A 14,708-nucleotide genomic window follows, 5' to 3' on the forward strand; every position below is an offset into this window, starting at 1 on the left:
GATCATGTCGATCGCACCGGCCGCTTGCCGCGGCCGGATATTCGAGGACTGTATCAAGAGCTTCCGTTTGGAAGGCTTTGTGGCGAGGCGACTCTCGGGTAACGAGTGCCGGATTCGGTTACAGGCCGAGCAACGGCGCGATGACGGGCAGGACCAGCGGAGCCAGCCGGCAGGCCAGTTCCAGGATGTCCAAGACGATGGTGAGCATTGATTCACCTCCCTATCTGTCGAGTGGATGGCCCCACCCCCGGTTCGCCGTGAACCGGGGGTGGGGCGGGGCGCCCCGACGCGCACATCGTCTGCGACCGCGGCGGGTGGGCCTGCGGGAAACGGGAGTGCGGTCGGGGCGGGTTCGGATGCCCCACTCCCGGCCGAGGGGCGGACCGGGAGTGGGGCGCGACGCCCCGGATTCTCCGATACGTCCGCGACCGCGCTGGCATGGGCGGGAGACGATGGAGGATCGGGGCGGGTATGCGGCAGGCTCTGTCCCGCGTGTCAACCGACATCGAGAGGGTTTCGGGGGCGTGCCGCACGCTCGGGACGAGACGGCCGATTCGGCCGTCAGGTTGCGAAATAACCGTGGCCTCGAATACCCGGAGGTATTCGAGGCCACATGGTGACTTGCGTCGTTTATGGGGTGGTGAGCGGATTTTCGGTTCTGGTGGAGATCCGGGCGCAGCTCTGGCGCTGCACAAAGTTTCACCTATCGACGAACCGTTTGTCAACACCCATGTCGAGAATTCTTCGAAGATGCTGGTGGAGGGCTATTTTCGGGAGCCCGCGTAGCGACGGTGGTGGCCGATGACGACGATCGCCCCGCCTCATCGAGGAGGCGGGGCGATCACAGGATATGAACTGCGCAAGAGGAAGAGTGTTGTGTCCGTTGCTGTTTGACTACTCGGTGAGCAATCGAACTATCGGTCGACCGTGGTGCGGCGTGTTCGTCTGGGATGGGCGAGATGACCGTCGAGGACGTCGCCGACGACGTACTGCTCGGGCCATTCCGGCGCCCAGGGCCCGGGCAGGGGCGCGATCCGCCCGGCGTCTCGCAATGTCTGCACACGCCGGACCGTCAGTCCGCGATACTCGCCACCCAGTTCTTTGGCGAGAGCGACTATTCCGGCCGCGTTGAGCCGGTGCGCGCGCGCCTTGGCCACCGTCGAGGCATCGAGCACGACCGGCGTGTCCGGTGGGCAGATCACCTGCCACGCCGTTCGGGTCGCCGCCCGGATGTCGGCGGGCGCATCGTGGACTCCCTCGGTCATGGCGAAGGCGATGATGTTGCGGTCGAGCCAGCGGGCCAGTCCCGCCGTTGTCGGCGAATCGCGATACTCGAGACCGCGTTGTTCGCACACCAACCGAACCCACGACACCAGCACCGCGTGCAGGGCGTCGGCGGCGTGAAGCGCTCGGGGGTCATAGGGCAGCGGCTGCTCGGCCGGGCGGCGGTGCGCGCGGAAGTTGCCGCCGGCACCGGTTCTGGCCTGGTTGGTCAAGGTGATCGTGAGATCCTCGACCAGGTCCGGTATTTCACGCAGTAGTTCGACCAGCGCACGTAGGGTAGCTCGGTCCAGGTAGAGGTGGTCGACGGGTTGGCTCACCGTGAACCAGCCGACTCGATGACCATGGCGTTGATCGCCTCTGCCAGGCGCGCGGCATGGCCGAGACGCACATAGTCGTCGGTGTGGCGGCCGTCGAACAGATAACCGCGGGCATAGGCCAACGCACCGGCCCAGCTACTCCGGTTCGATGTCGACCACCATCGTTGCCACCGCCTGCGGGCGGCGACTTCGATCAGGCTCTGCCCCCACTCGAGTGCGGCCTGCGGGCTGGACAGACCGAAGTACACGCTGAGATCGGCGACCGATCGCAGCGGATTGCCCGCGGGCAGCGCGGTGATCGGATCACCCTGCGCGCCCACCCAGTAGGTAGGGATATTCGGGATGTGGCGTTGCCCGGCTATGCCGTAACCGCCGGGGTCGGGCCCCAGACAACAGCCCGACGGTCGTAGCGGGTCCGCGATCAACGCGCACGCCACGACCTCGAGATGCGCCAGCTCCCCCCGGCCGATCTCGGCGGCGACATCGCCCGCGATCGCGGCACCTTGGGAATAGCCTGCCAGGACCACCCGATTCGACGCGGACTCGATCGCGCCGATCAGAGCCCTGCGGCCGACCGCCGTACTCTGCCCGTAGCTGACGCGGGTGCCGTAGTCGGCCGGATACGGGATCATTCGGTGGGCAAATCTGTCGGAATCCAGTGCGGTGGCGAATGTTTCGGTGACACCATCACCATTCGGGTTCCAGGTGCCGCCCACGATCAAGACGTCGAATTTCTCGACGCCACGACTCGAGTTCCGCAGCGCGAGAGAAGGTTTTGCGACGCGGTCGGACATGGGGGATCTCCATTCGATCGGATAGGTGCGCTGTCAGCGCGAAGCGTCGGAGAAGACCGGAAATGTGTGTGCAGGATCGACAACCTGTCGCGGCGCGGTCTTGTCGAAACGAAGATTGCTCGGATGTGTGGCTATGGCGTTGCCGAGGCCGGGTTCGAGCGGATTGGTGTAGCCGTAGTCCACGTACACCATGCGATGGTCGACTCGGGCGATGACGCCCCGTTCGATCCGGCCGCCCACCGGCGACACGAACAGCACACCTGCTCCGATACGGCGACGAAAGTCGGCCAGGCCCGGAACCCTCGAATCAGTTGCTGATCGATCGCTCATCGACCCACCATCGGTTCCTGATCAAACGTGATTCCCGTCACCGATACCGACGGCGGATTCCACAGCGGCGATGCCGAACTCGAACGAGCACACCCACCCCACCTCATGACTGACGCATCAAATCGGGCAACAAGTCGGCCGTCCGACGCCCCAACGCCGCCGCGACACGCACCAGATCCGACAGCAGGAAGGACGTGTCGGCACTGAGCTGATGAACCAACACCGACGGAGGTATAGAAGTAGCGCTGACCAGGTCTTTCACTCCGAGACCGGCCTGCGCCAGCGCGCGACGCACACCCTCGGCGATCACAACATCGAGCTGTTCCATAAGGCACACAATATGGTCCGTTCGGACTAGTTGCAAGTCTGAACAGAGTCACATCTGCGCCGCAGTATGCAGGATGGCCAAGGTGCGCCGACTTACGGCGTGTCGTTTGCCAGGTAGCCAATCGGACCTCAGAATGGTCCGTATGGGTGCGAAAGAGACGGCTTCGGACATCAATCGTGCGGTGGGGAACGAACTACGGGCAGCACGGGCACGCCGGGACTTGACCCGGCTCCAACTGGCAGACCTGACCGGACTGGCGGTCAGCACGATTCAGCGTTTCGAGAACGGAGAACGGTCACCGGACATGCAGCAACTCCACGCTCTGTGCGCCGCACTGGACATCTCGATGCGCGAATTCGTCACACTCGCCCTGAAAGATGTCGAACGCCCGGAAAGCTGAGAACAAGCGCGGATGCCGTGCGGTACCGAAGTCCGGTACCGAGCGGTCATTCTCCCGCTACGATCCCGAGCACTCCCCCACCCATGTCCGAAGCGATGACGCCGCACGCGATCTACGCGCAGCGATCGCTCTCCCCGCTTCTCGACACCAGTCCGAGAGCCGCGTCCGCATAGTCCACGACGGCCTGCACGGAATCGATTCCCAGCGACATCGCGACGAGGACGACATCGCACACCGTCGCGCTCCCTCGAGCGACACGCAACGCAGCATCCTCCCCGATCACTGTTCCCAAGGCCGCGGCTACATCCATTTCCCCGACAACCGCTAGCCCAGACATCGAGCCGATATTCTCCACTACCCGAGTTCCCCTCTGTCTCCGCGCTCAACTTCGAGCGGTCATCCGGGACAGAATCAACCCGCGTCCCAGAATCAGGCTAGTTATATCGCATCGAAACCCCACAAGCCCGTCAAAGCCACCGTCTTATCGAACGATTCATGGCTACTCGCCGGTAATCAGAAGCCATATGCGATAGCCGCAGATTTGCCATTAGCGACGGCTCACACCCCCGGAAGCGCCAATGATCGATCCATCTCGAACTATGTTTCATCAGCGCCGGTCTCGTCGACCACATTCGCTGCTCGAGCGAGACCCGCCGGTGACCAGAACACCGACAGCGCGAGAACTCAAGCATCCAGTCCAACAACGCCAATCGTGTCCGATCGAGCCAACAACACCTCCGTATCGACCCGGAGCCAGCTCGACCTCCGACCCGCTACCACCGCATGGCGGCCACTGCCGCACAACAACATCCCAACCATTTGCCAGCAATTCATGGATACAGGCCTCCCGAGTAGATACACCCGGACCAAGTCCTAGACATCAGTCGATACCGCACCCCGGAACACCTCCGAATCACCGACAGTTCGCAGACACCACAAATGCAATCGGAATGTCACCGCCTTCTGGGAGGTGCCGAACTGACCGGCGCGAACCTGAGCGGCGCAAATCTGAGTGGAACCATCCACAGCACCGAAACCCGATGGCCCTCCGGCTTTACACCACTACTGCGGTGAGCGCAGCGGAAGGCCACCGGGTCTCCTGACAGCACGCATCACGCGAATCCGCTGGCGGGGTCGAATTAGGCGAATCGGACTGCGGTCCGCCATGATCCGGGGGTTGATGTCCACATGTGTTCGTAGAGGAAAAGCGCTTGATGAGGGTTATGAACAGGGCTGCGGTCGCGGCCGCGGTCGTAGGTGTCGCGGTCGGGTCGATGATCGGTGCTGGTACGGCGAATGCAGCTGATGAGCTCTACGGCGCGATCGCGTTCAGCGAGAGCGAATGGACCTACAGCACCAGCGTCAACGCGACCAGCCGTGAAGACGCCATCGAGGAGGCCCTGTTCTGGTGCAGTCTGGACGGCGCCTCGGACTGCGGGATCATGGTGGAATGGGCCAACGGCTGCGGTGCGCTCGTCTTCAGCGAAACCGCGGTGGGCACCGGCCGCGGCCCCGACCGCGCGACCGCTCTGACGTATGCCTACACCAGCCTCGCCGAGTACTACCCGCCGGCGATACTGGCCAACATCGGTTCCGTAGACCTCTCGCAAACCGGAATCAGCGAGGTGGTCTGCACCGCCAACGCAGGCTGAACTGCCAGACCGACCTGCAAACGCAGCTAGAGCCTGGGCGCATCGGTAGAGTTCTTCCCGACACAGTCCCTGGATCGTTCGCGCTTTCAGGGCCTGCGTCACCGAACAGACGAGGACCCCGCCGGATAAGAGCCGGCGGGGGACTGTGGATTCTTCGGTGGGTGACCGGAAATCGGCGACATCGCGAGGTCGGTGCGCAACCACATGACGCCGTTCTCTCGGAGGAGTTCCCAGCCCGCGGCCTCCCAGAACGGGGCCGGGTCGTCGAGGGGCCACTTCCAGTCGAATTCCGCAGCGATCCCAGCGATACGGGTCGCACCGTCGATGTCGGCGTGCATGCGTTCAAGCTATCCGCCACCTACACCCCTCGGTACTCGAAAGCCCGGTGCCCTCACGACAATCGAGCACGATCAGCCCTCACCCGCGCAAACGCGCGTACTCCGGGAACCGCTCGGCCATCGCGGCATCGAAACCCGACACACGCTCCAACGAATCCCACTTGTGGAACCCGTCGCGATCCAGATACCACCCCATCAGATCCGTGCCGTTCTGAGCACCGTCGCCATGCGCGGCACTGCGACACAGGAGATGGCTTTGATGCACAAGTTGGCCGCGCTGTCCGCGCGGGAACGTCGGCAGATCATCGATGGTTTCGTCGACCGCGTCTTCGCCGGGGTCGAGGACGAGGACGCTCTTGTCATCGCCGGGTTCATGCGGGAGATTCCGACGACGCTGCCCGATGAGCCCACCGCCGTGCAGGTCGATGCGTGGGTGGAACTGGCCGAACTCGTTTCCGACCCGGACCTCGAAGCGGTGCTGCGAGCGGTGATCGAACACGGCGAGCCGCACAACCGGATCGAGTTCGGTCTGGCGATCCGCCCGCTGGTACTCGAACACGCCGGCCGCGCGGTCGATTCGGAGATCGCGCCGGGATCCGAGGCGGGCGCCTGATTCTGGACCGGATCGTGCCCGCGGATCTGCCCGAATCCGAAACGGCTTGCCTGTCGGCGTGGTTGCGCACTGTGATCGAGCCGCGGATCGAACGGTATTGGCAACTGCTGAGTCTGATCAACGGTGCCGAACCCGACAAACCCAGCGTGCCTGCCTTCACCCGGTTGGCCCAAGCGCTGAGCGCGCACCGCTGACCCCCGACCACACGGCAAGGTGTCTCGTGAACGATTGTTGGTGAGACACCCACCAATGCGGGGAGATCTGGATGGGTGACCGGATCACGGGGACGTCGTCATCGAGCTTCGATCTGTTCGCGCAGGATGTCTCCGTGGCCGGCGTGCCGGGCGAATTCGGCGGTCATGAACACATAGATCCAGCGAAGGCTGACGACGACTCCCGAGTGTGGATGCTCGCGGGTCTCGTCCAGCGGAATCGGCGCTGCGATAGACCTGGCTCGGGCGCTGGCACGTTCGAACTCCGCGATCACCTCGGTCATGGTCTCGTCCTCGCCCACCTCGAACCCTCCATGTGCCCACAACGCGCCGTCGCAGGCGTCGTCGGTGAGTCGTCCGAGCGTGCGTTGGAACCACATCCGCTCGGCGAACGCGGCGTGTTTGATCAGAGTTATCGGGGTAGTCAGCGAGGGGACGAGCCTTACCCTGGCATCGGTTTCGGACAGGCCGTGCGCCGTATCGATGAGATCGCCGCGTGCCTGATCGAGCATGGCCTCGAGCACTTCTCGTTCGGTGCCGGTGGTGTGGATCGACGTGGTCATCGCGGGCGGTCCTTCCTTGGTCCGCCCAGCGCACGCCAGGCAGACCGATCTGCTGGTGGTGGTTCGGAAACGGTTCGCCGGAAGAACCGGCACCGGGTGGTCGCGTACTTCGCGACCAGGAATCCTGATTCGGGCCGCCGATAGAGGTTGCAGCTCACATCAGAAGTGAGCGCGGCAAAACCTTCCAAGAGTTTACCGCTCGCCGCAACGGCACGGCGCCCCAGGACAGCACCTGGTCATCAGCGCCACCTGACACCGCGAAAACACCGCCACCGAACACTGCGAGTCACAGAGATCCCGCCGTCGAGATACCGGAACAGGCGGCGGCTTCGCCCATCTGCGGCACGCCGTCGATACCGTTGCGCGACATGACGTCGTGACTACGGGCCAGGACTTAATAGTCGGGACGCGGTCCGAGCCTCGAGCGGTACTGTTCCCAGGACGGCAGACGCATCCGCGGTTCGGCGTCACCGACATCGCTCGTCTCGAACTCCGCGACGATCGGACGACCGTTGATCTCGAGAAACGCCTCGTCGGTGGCCCGCCTGAAGTCCTCGGCGCGATCGAACCGTCGACCGTCGATGACGAATTCCGCGCACCACCGATCCTCGCGCCGCACTCGCACCACACAGATCTGGCGTCGTTCCCCGCCCACCCAGGTGTCGGGCGCCCGGCCATCCCGTGCCGCCCCGAACCCGAGTCGACGCCACACCAAGGATCGCAGGGACCGTTTCACCACGAACCCCAGGGAGCATTGAATTTCTCCCTGTCCTCTTCGGTGACCGGAAAGTCCTTGTACTTCTCCAAATCCAGGGCAAATTGCGCTTCGGCCTCCGCGATCTCGCGATACCGTTCAGTACGCTCGGCTTCGGATTCCTCCGCCGCGTCGTCGGTCATCGGATTCTCTGCACGGGAGTCTTCCACCGTGGAGATCCTTGCACGCGGTCTCTCGAATTCCGAGGTCCCTCTCGCAAATCGCTCGCACCGGCACCGATGGCTATGAGTGATGTAGTGAACGACGCTGCGGGTGTGCCGATCGACTACACCTTCTTCCGCAGCGGCCTGCTTGAGCCCGCACCTGCCTCGCCCGCACTCTACGAACGGTTCGCACGCGACGGCGACGTGGCCGAAATTTGGCGAGAGCTGTCGGTGCCCGACGATCCCCGCAGGTGGTTCCTGCACGCGGCCCTGTGTGGGACGTGCAAGGGGACGGGCAGCGAATGGAGGTCCTACCCCGATTCCGACGGCCGGTACGACACGAACAAGTGGATCTGTGGTTCGTGTCGCGGCACCGGTGACAGCACCGCCTCCACTATCGAGTCGAATCCCACCGAAAAGCATCTGTTCGCTCTGGGAGATCGCGTTCAGGCCATGCTCGAGGCCGAGCAGGCGGCATGGGGAGCAGTCGAGGCTCTTCGCCCCTGGGGACTCACAGCGGCAGACCGATTGGTCTGGCGCGTGGGCAGTCCGGCCCACCACGAGGACGGCGCCCATACCGTCGGTTTCCCCTACGCCGTGCAAGCCCCGATGAACGCGATATGGAAATACCACGCCGATCGACTCACTGAGACCGAGTCCCGCGCACGGGTAGCTCGCGGTGGCCCGTTGATTACCGACCTACCGTATTTCAACGTGTGGCATGAAATACGCGAGCACCTGCGCTGGGAACTCGCGGCCCGATCGGGTCTTCGCGTACCGGAGATCGAAGACATCCGGTCCGACCACCGCCGTAGAGTCACCGAGGACAGACTTCGGCTCATGGAGCAGGCGCGCTCGTACTCCGACGGAGAGGATCCGGACAGGCAGTGGTTCCTCGAGGATCCCCTTCCGGTCCCCCTGGGCAGCTACGCCACCGACGGCGCGGACTTGGCCGGTATGTCGTTCGCCGACCTTCCCAATCCCTACACGCCGCTGCTCCGTGTCTGGCTGACAGGTTTCGCGTTCGATCGGATCGAAGACGGCGCGGTCGTGCTGCACGCACCACCGCGCGGTCATGGCAACGACAGAAGACGAGAACCCTCCCTCGACACGGCAACGATCCGCGAGGCCATCCCTGGCGCCTCGAGTTCGCCACCGACGCAACCGCACCCCCTGGTCCGGTGGTGGCGGCGCGGACCGGGGCGACTGTTCCGCGATCGGTAACGTCGGATCGGCTCCGTGGCCAGAGCAGTAGCCCGTGGCTGCGGCCGCGCGATACCTCGTCCGGTGGTCTGCTCCGCCTCGACCGATCACGGCTACCGACTGTGATGACCTACTGAGGTTGTGCCGCAAGGTCAGGGGATTGCCAGCGGAATCGTGCGGAGGGACCGCGGTCGGCGGTGTTACCTACGGTCCCCGGTGGCGTGGAGGATTTCGGGGTCTTCGACGAAGTCGATGATGTGGCCGTCTTCGACGACATACACCCCCGAGGTGATGGGGGCGTGGCCGTAGGAATCGTCGGCGTAGGTGCGCTGGATCAGGATGGCGAACGCCACCGCTTGGGCCTGGTTCAGGGTGGTCGGCGCGGCCATCAGACAGGTTCGGCGGGGTACCGACACCCACAATCGTGGCGCTTTCAAGAAGCGATGAGCGATACGCAGGGCGTTCGGGTCGAGAATCTTCTCGGCCGAGAAGTCGTGGCCGGAGCAGTTCGCGATCGGGATCGTCGCGACTTCGCCGATCTCCCAGTCATAGTGCAACGCTTCCAGATTGGTGATCGCCGACTCCCACTGTGCCCGGAAGTCGACACTGTCCGGATGCTCGACCGCCACGGCGAATTCGCCCTCGCGATCCTCGGCCACGACCGCGATCGGCGCACCAGCCGTCCCGGTCTCCTGATAACGGACCAGCCCACGGTGGGGCCAGTCGGCCGGTTTCAGCAAGGGAAACCACCGGATATCGGTCTCCTGGGATGTCGGCGGCGCCGGATCGGATGCCGCGGTCCGCGGATTCTCGGTGGAGGCGCCGATATCGAACCGCGCGATGCCGTGAGCGGAGTCCAGCGTCAGCAACTGATAGTCGATATGCATGCGGCCGTCGTGGAAGGCCGTCAGCAGATCACGCGCCGCGAGCGCGTCCGCCAGATCCGGATTCGCACGGACCGCAGCCTCGACGAAGGGGGCCGTTCCCCGCTCCACCCGTTTACCTTCGACGACCCGGTTGTCGAGCCTGATATCACCCGGATCCTCGACATCGACGTACACGTCGAGGGCCACCAACCTGTCCGTGCCCGCCAATGCGACGAAATCGACTGTCCGATCACCCATCGGCCACTGCTCGCCGCCGCCGGTAAGCAGTTCCCACCCCTCGGAATCGACAACGAAACCGGCGACGATCGTCCTCTTCTGGTGGTTTCCCTGTTCGATCACCTTGGTCTGACCGAGTTTGCGCATACCGACCCCTGCCAGTTCGTGCAAGGTCGCCGGTGTCATCGCGCGCATCCGCTCGGCAGCCAGACCGAAAACCGCGAGCTCACTGACATCAGGGTCCGGACCGAAACCGTCGTTCCACGACTGCGACCGCAATCCCAGTGGCAGCCACACCCCCGCCACACGACCCAGTGCCCCCACGACCGCGTCCGCCAACTCTTCGTAATCTGTGTAGCGGGCAGGCCATCGCAGGTACCGATACCAGGTGTGCTCGTTCTCGTCCGACCGGCGCCAGCCCCGCTCGGCCAGCGCCAAGCCCGACGCATCGTTCACCGCACCCGAACCGACCTCGGCCCGCAACCCGGATGCCTTGCCGAATTGGGCGAACCAACCCGTGCCGTCCTCATCGACCAAGGTCAGGATGCCGTCCTCCGGCAGGGTGAACAACGTCCACGCCAAGCCCGCCGCGAACCACTCCCACACCGCATCCTCGGCGACCGCGCGATCCGCAACCGGCTGCGTCTCGCCGGTATCGGATCCGTCCCGCCGCCAGAACTTCCCGAACCCCATCGAACAATCCACTTCCCCGAACCAGCAAATGCGCAGACGCTAACACACCACACATCCACTCGACGCCGCCACCGGAACGCATTCCTGCCGTGCCGCGAACCAGTCGACGGCGGACAAAAAAAGTCGATGCATCACACCCACCGACGTCGGCCTGCCACCCGGCCCCCGCGGTCGCACCCCCGGCCTGCGGCGCGAGGAAGTCGCGCAATTGTCCTGAGTGAGATGTCGGTTACACACTCCTCGAATGCGCGCACATGGGGGGGAGACGACGATCTCAGCTCTGCTCTGCACGAATCCTGGATGCCGGGTCCGCGGACCGATGTCCCGATCTGACACCATTTCTGACGATAGTCGCGCACCTCGACCCCGTGATCGACGCGCAGACAAGGGGCTGCTGCACGGATAGGTGACATCGATCTGGCTTGCCGTGAGGCGGGCCTGGAAGGATGTTGTTCGTGCCCAAGCCCTACCCTCAGGAGTTCCGTGACGACGTGGTCCGCGTCGCCCGCAACCGCGACGAACGTGCGACCAACCCGCAGACTGCACTCCAGAACCCCAACGTCGGCAGTTCCCCGAGGTCGCGGCCGGACTGCACATGCAACTGCCCGACAGCGTCATCGATGTCCGGACACCAGATCGATGACATCGCGGCCAGTGCGAGCGCAGCAGGCCAATCGCCCCCGAGCGCCACGACAGGCTTGGCGATATCCATCCAGTCCGCATTGTCGAAACAGGCACCGAACCGTGGATCGGTCAGGGAATGAACCACTTGCGCCAATCCAGCCCTGCCCATCTGCCGGAGTGTAGCGGCGCCACGTTCCCGGATCACGGTCCGGGCGAATCACCAACTCGCAACTGCGCCTCTGCCCCCTCATGGCCGGATTTCTTGACCTCATTCGGGTCGCGTCAAGGAAAAGAGCACCCTTCACCACACCGGGAGAGGGAGCCGTGATGTCGTTCCTTACTGCAACGGAACGTGATTCGGCGCAACGAGAGCGTAGATCTGCGACCACTAGAGCCGGTACAAGCATTCCCGAAATGACGATTTCGTGCGGTCAGCACAGTGGTGGAGTCCTGTGCATGTGCGTCAGCAGTTGGTCAGGCGTCGCTGCGAGTGAGTCCCGATTCGACGTCGAGGTAGGACATGGTGCCCGGTCCCCATGAGGAGAAGGTGATTTCGTCCGGCCCGGCGACGCCGAGAACGTCTCGGAACGTGGCGACCGTTCGGTGGGCCACACCGCCCAAGGTCGCATGCCGCCAGGTGCGTACCTGCGGCGCGACCCATCCCGGGTGCTCGACGCCGTAGGCCTGCTGGGGTGTCCATTTCCAGCCCAGCCGTGTCATCCGCCGATGAAACTCTTTCCGAGTGAGTCCGGCCGATCCCCACATGACCGATTCATTGGCGATGGCGAACTCGTGGTTGATGAACTGGTTGAAACATTTATCGCGGTCCGGGCCCGGTGCCGACAACGTCAGCATCGCGCCCCGCGGCAGCGTGGTGAGCACCCATTCGAAACGCTCGACGAAATCCCGCCATTCGACACATCTGTCGGGGGCACCTCGGTCGCTGGGACGATCCGGTGCTACCGACGTCAGCTTGCGCGTAATCCCATAGAGTGCCGCGACCGGGCCGTGACGGTCGAAGGTGCTGTAGCGCAACCGCTCCGGTGTCGCGCCCAGCCCATCACGCAGAACCTCGACAACCGCGGCGGCGATTTTCGCGCGCTGTGCCGGGTCGTCCGGCCAGTAGGTGCTCCATTGCGGCGCTGTTTCGGGACGCCGGACGACTCGCTCGCGTGCTCGACTGTCAGCAGGGCGCGCCAGTTCCTCCGCAGTCCATTCTTCGGTGGCCTCCTCAGCTGGGGTGACCCATCGCGGTTCGGGGTTCCACAGAGCCGACTCGGAAACGACACGCTTGCTCGATTTCGACCCGGTATGAATTGCCACAGAAGTCTTTCGATGCGACCGCATCACCGACAGAAGCCGGTCCAGGACGCTGTGGTCGGCCGGAGCAGGAATTTTGATCTCTGCCCAGTCGCCGTCGGTGTGGAACAGCACCTCGTAGCCGGTCTCGGCGTCGTGCAGCCGAATCCCGTTCCCGGCGCGCGGCGCTTCCTCACCGAAGTTGAACAAGTACTCCGGCATGTCCTCGAGCACCCGCGCCCAACTGCGTTCGGTCATCACTCACTCCTCGATCCATCGTCGGCGTGAACATTAATGTTCGGCACCGACATGGCGGCACACCCGCGTAGCGGCCTGTTCGAGTGAGTGGAGCTTGGTCGGATATGACTGAGACCGCGATGCTGAGACTCCGGCTTCGGGAGGAACTGGGAACGCTCTCCGGATTAGCGGGGGGACCTCACCCACAACACCCGATTCGTGTTGACCAATAGCCGGAAGCGCTCGATTGCCGTGGTGTGGAAGTGGTTGTCTGAGGGCTGCTCTAGCTTTCAGTACATGTCAGTAAACATCGATCTCGGTTTGACGATCAGGTTCGACGGTGATGAGGCACTGGCCCGGGCTGTGCTCGCCGCGGTGGATGCCGTATTGCTGCACGAACGCGTCCGCTACGAGGTGGCCACCTACTGCGAAGTGTTCGACGACGGAAAGGTCGTGGTCCGCGGGGAAACCGACGCACCCATGATCATCAACCGCTGGCACAAGTGGGGGCCTGGATTCGAGGCGCAGATCGAACACTCTGTCGCCGAACTGGCACCCGACGCGCATGTCGCGATCGACTGGGGGTTTCCCGACGAAGACTGGGAATTACCCGATCCTCCCGAAGATCTCGGCAATGGCCGAAGGCTCCAGCCCGAGCGCCCCGCCCCACCGATCGATTGGCCAGATCTCGCCGACCGTTTGGCGCGCGTGCTGGCCAGCATGCCTGCCGACGCTTATCTGATCCTGGGCGTGGCCGACGGTGGATACGCCCAGGTCTTCCAGCAGCCTGGAAAATTCTATTGCGAGGTGGCCTCCAACCGCATGCTGGACCCGCGAAATCGAATGTCCGACGAGCAGGAAGCTCTCATGTCCGCGCACGGCTGGTCCGAGCCCCCGGGCAACGGAACAGAAAACTGGGAAAAGAAACTGTACCCACCCCTGACCTCGAGTGACTACACCGAACTCGCCGAGGACATCGTACGGGCGCTGTCGAGTGCGCTGGCGATAGCCGCTCCCATCGACCTGGAGGTTCAAGCATGGAGAGACGGACTCTCCCAAGCCTTTGCAGTCGATGCCCTCGGATTGAACCGCCTGCCACCCCGCTGTTCGGTTTCCGCTGACGCCTCACCGCGGAAGCGATTCAAGCTATCCGGTATTGCGAGGAGGTATCTGCGTCGGAACCGGACCCGGCGGAAGTAGTTGCCGCAATCGCGACAGTGACCATCGCACTGTCATGCCGCTGACCGCTCGGGCTGCTTCGGTCCCAAGAGGGCAGAGTCGGCAGTACGCATCGGGGTGAGATGTCGGTTACACATTCCTCGAATGCGCGCGCATGGGGAGGGAGACGACGATGTCAGCTCTGCTCTGCACGAATCCTGGACGCCGGGTCCGCAGACCGATGTCCCGATCCGACGCCATTTCTGACGACAGTCGCGCACCTCGACCCCGTGACCGACGCGCAGACAACGCCCAATTCGCGTTGACCAAGGCTGCCAATGCCTGGCGTATGCGGGTCGGGGGGCGAATCGTCTCGGCTCTACCAGCGGAAACACTGATATGCGGACCAGGGAAATCGTTGCATGACGGCATACTGGCCGAAAAGCAGCGTTCCAGTCGGTACAGGTAGACACGTTCGTGAGTGGCTACACCGAATATCGACCGCATTGGGAGAATCTCGTGTTCGTGCGCGAGTTCTCCGACGATATTTCGAATCCGGAGGACTTGTTCGCCGAGACGGTTCCAGCGTTGGGTCACCTGGGCGCTGTGGTCCGTCCGACGGGCGCCGACCTACGGCTGTCG

Annotated in this window: 19 protein-coding genes and 1 pseudogene; 8 read left to right on the top strand and 12 right to left on the bottom strand. The window is 63.9% G+C overall.

All coding sequences use genetic code 11. The annotated features are described in order from the left end of the window. Nucleotides 1–914: 914 nt before the first annotated feature. The 4 genes from DAT37_RS28545 to DAT37_RS28560 form a co-directional block, all read right to left on the bottom strand. The gene (locus DAT37_RS28545) at nucleotides 915–1,601 is read right to left on the bottom strand and encodes a hypothetical protein (protein ID WP_109527993.1); all 687 of its coding nucleotides are present in this window, start codon (nucleotides 1,599–1,601) and stop codon (nucleotides 915–917) included. After that, nucleotides 1,598–2,395 carry a PE-PPE domain-containing protein gene (locus tag DAT37_RS28550; RefSeq protein ID WP_109527994.1) on the bottom strand — a complete coding sequence of 266 codons (798 nt, stop codon included), beginning with the start codon at nucleotides 2,393–2,395 and terminating at the stop codon, nucleotides 1,598–1,600. Before DAT37_RS28550 ends, DAT37_RS28545 begins: the two co-directional genes overlap by 4 nt. Nucleotides 2,396–2,428: 33 nt before the next feature. Next, nucleotides 2,429–2,653 carry a hypothetical protein gene (locus DAT37_RS28555; protein WP_109527995.1) on the bottom strand — a complete coding sequence of 75 codons (225 nt, stop codon included), beginning with the start codon at nucleotides 2,651–2,653 and terminating at the stop codon, nucleotides 2,429–2,431. A gap of 175 nt (nucleotides 2,654–2,828) precedes the next feature. After that, a complete protein-coding gene (locus DAT37_RS28560; protein ID WP_109527996.1) occupies nucleotides 2,829–3,053 on the bottom strand; it encodes a hypothetical protein in 225 nt (74 codons plus the stop codon). Nucleotides 3,054–3,195: 142 nt separating this feature from the next. Here DAT37_RS28560 and DAT37_RS28565 point away from each other — a divergent pair, with 142 nt between their 5' ends. Next, the gene (locus DAT37_RS28565) at nucleotides 3,196–3,453 is read left to right on the top strand and encodes a helix-turn-helix domain-containing protein (RefSeq protein ID WP_157978756.1); all 258 of its coding nucleotides are present in this window, start codon (nucleotides 3,196–3,198) and stop codon (nucleotides 3,451–3,453) included. Between the two features lie 112 nt (nucleotides 3,454–3,565). On the opposite strand, the gene DAT37_RS46130 is transcribed toward DAT37_RS28565, so the two are convergent. Further along, on the bottom strand, nucleotides 3,566–3,688 hold the full coding sequence (locus DAT37_RS46130) for a hypothetical protein (protein WP_269814812.1): 123 nt from the start codon (nucleotides 3,686–3,688) through the stop codon (nucleotides 3,566–3,568). Nucleotides 3,689–4,392: 704 nt separating this feature from the next. On the opposite strand from DAT37_RS46130, the gene DAT37_RS46505 reads away from it, so the two are divergent. Further along, nucleotides 4,393–4,527 (top strand): pentapeptide repeat-containing protein, encoded by a 135-nt coding sequence (locus DAT37_RS46505; protein WP_109527999.1) that lies wholly within the window; start codon nucleotides 4,393–4,395, stop codon nucleotides 4,525–4,527. 149 nt (nucleotides 4,528–4,676) lie between these two features. Next, on the top strand, nucleotides 4,677–5,105 hold the full coding sequence (locus tag DAT37_RS28580; protein ID WP_232840055.1) for a DUF4189 domain-containing protein: 429 nt from the start codon (nucleotides 4,677–4,679) through the stop codon (nucleotides 5,103–5,105). A gap of 98 nt (nucleotides 5,106–5,203) precedes the next feature. Here DAT37_RS28580 and DAT37_RS28585 read toward each other — a convergent pair whose 3' ends face one another. Next, nucleotides 5,204–5,443: a hypothetical protein gene (locus DAT37_RS28585; protein ID WP_109528001.1), complete on the bottom strand. Its 240-nt coding sequence runs from the start codon at nucleotides 5,441–5,443 to the stop codon at nucleotides 5,204–5,206. Between the two features lie 256 nt (nucleotides 5,444–5,699). Here DAT37_RS28585 and DAT37_RS28590 point away from each other — a divergent pair, with 256 nt between their 5' ends. Together DAT37_RS28590 and DAT37_RS28595 are read left to right on the top strand one after the other, a co-directional pair. Next, nucleotides 5,700–6,056: a hypothetical protein gene (locus DAT37_RS28590; protein WP_198654482.1), complete on the top strand. Its 357-nt coding sequence runs from the start codon at nucleotides 5,700–5,702 to the stop codon at nucleotides 6,054–6,056. A gap of 14 nt (nucleotides 6,057–6,070) precedes the next feature. Next, the gene (locus DAT37_RS28595; protein WP_109528003.1) at nucleotides 6,071–6,250 is read left to right on the top strand and encodes a hypothetical protein; all 180 of its coding nucleotides are present in this window, start codon (nucleotides 6,071–6,073) and stop codon (nucleotides 6,248–6,250) included. 98 nt (nucleotides 6,251–6,348) lie between these two features. Here DAT37_RS28595 and DAT37_RS28600 read toward each other — a convergent pair whose 3' ends face one another. From DAT37_RS28600 to DAT37_RS28610, 3 genes are all read right to left on the bottom strand, one after another. Next, entirely contained in the window at nucleotides 6,349–6,831 is a 483-nt protein-coding gene (locus tag DAT37_RS28600) for a DinB family protein (protein ID WP_109528015.1), read from the bottom strand. A 394-nt stretch (nucleotides 6,832–7,225) separates the two neighbouring features. Continuing rightward, nucleotides 7,226–7,570, bottom strand: a complete 345-nt coding sequence (locus tag DAT37_RS28605) for a hypothetical protein (protein ID WP_109528004.1) — start codon at nucleotides 7,568–7,570, stop codon at nucleotides 7,226–7,228. Continuing rightward, complete coding sequence (locus tag DAT37_RS28610; protein WP_109528005.1) at nucleotides 7,564–7,755, bottom strand: MCP four helix bundle domain-containing protein; 192 nt, start codon at nucleotides 7,753–7,755, stop codon at nucleotides 7,564–7,566. Before DAT37_RS28610 ends, DAT37_RS28605 begins: the two co-directional genes overlap by 7 nt. A gap of 87 nt (nucleotides 7,756–7,842) precedes the next feature. Here DAT37_RS28610 and DAT37_RS28615 point away from each other — a divergent pair, with 87 nt between their 5' ends. Then, nucleotides 7,843–8,973, top strand: coding sequence for a hypothetical protein (locus DAT37_RS28615; RefSeq protein ID WP_109528006.1), 1,131 nt, complete (start codon nucleotides 7,843–7,845; stop codon nucleotides 8,971–8,973). Nucleotides 8,974–9,152: 179 nt separating this feature from the next. On the opposite strand, the gene DAT37_RS28620 is transcribed toward DAT37_RS28615, so the two are convergent. Further along, a complete protein-coding gene (locus DAT37_RS28620; protein ID WP_109528007.1) occupies nucleotides 9,153–10,748 on the bottom strand; it encodes a TY-Chap domain-containing protein in 1,596 nt (531 codons plus the stop codon). Between the two features lie 130 nt (nucleotides 10,749–10,878). On the opposite strand from DAT37_RS28620, the pseudogene DAT37_RS45725 reads away from it, so the two are divergent. Continuing rightward, nucleotides 10,879–10,962, top strand: a pseudogene (locus DAT37_RS45725) (transcriptional regulator); the annotation flags it as partial. Between the two features lie 258 nt (nucleotides 10,963–11,220). Here the strand turns inward: DAT37_RS45725 and DAT37_RS44365 are convergent. After that, entirely contained in the window at nucleotides 11,221–11,541 is a 321-nt protein-coding gene (locus tag DAT37_RS44365) for a hypothetical protein (protein ID WP_157978758.1), read from the bottom strand. Nucleotides 11,542–11,846: 305 nt separating this feature from the next. Next, nucleotides 11,847–12,929 (bottom strand): TY-Chap domain-containing protein, encoded by a 1,083-nt coding sequence (locus tag DAT37_RS28635; RefSeq protein ID WP_109528009.1) that lies wholly within the window; start codon nucleotides 12,927–12,929, stop codon nucleotides 11,847–11,849. Between the two features lie 276 nt (nucleotides 12,930–13,205). Between DAT37_RS28635 and DAT37_RS28640 the strand changes: the two genes are divergently transcribed. Then, the gene (locus DAT37_RS28640) at nucleotides 13,206–14,108 is read left to right on the top strand and encodes a TY-Chap domain-containing protein (RefSeq protein ID WP_157978759.1); all 903 of its coding nucleotides are present in this window, start codon (nucleotides 13,206–13,208) and stop codon (nucleotides 14,106–14,108) included. Nucleotides 14,109–14,708 lie beyond the last annotated feature (600 nt).

The sequence above is a fragment of the Nocardia aurea genome (assembly GCF_003123685.1).
In the GTDB taxonomy this organism is placed as follows: domain Bacteria; phylum Actinomycetota; class Actinomycetes; order Mycobacteriales; family Mycobacteriaceae; genus Nocardia; species Nocardia aurea.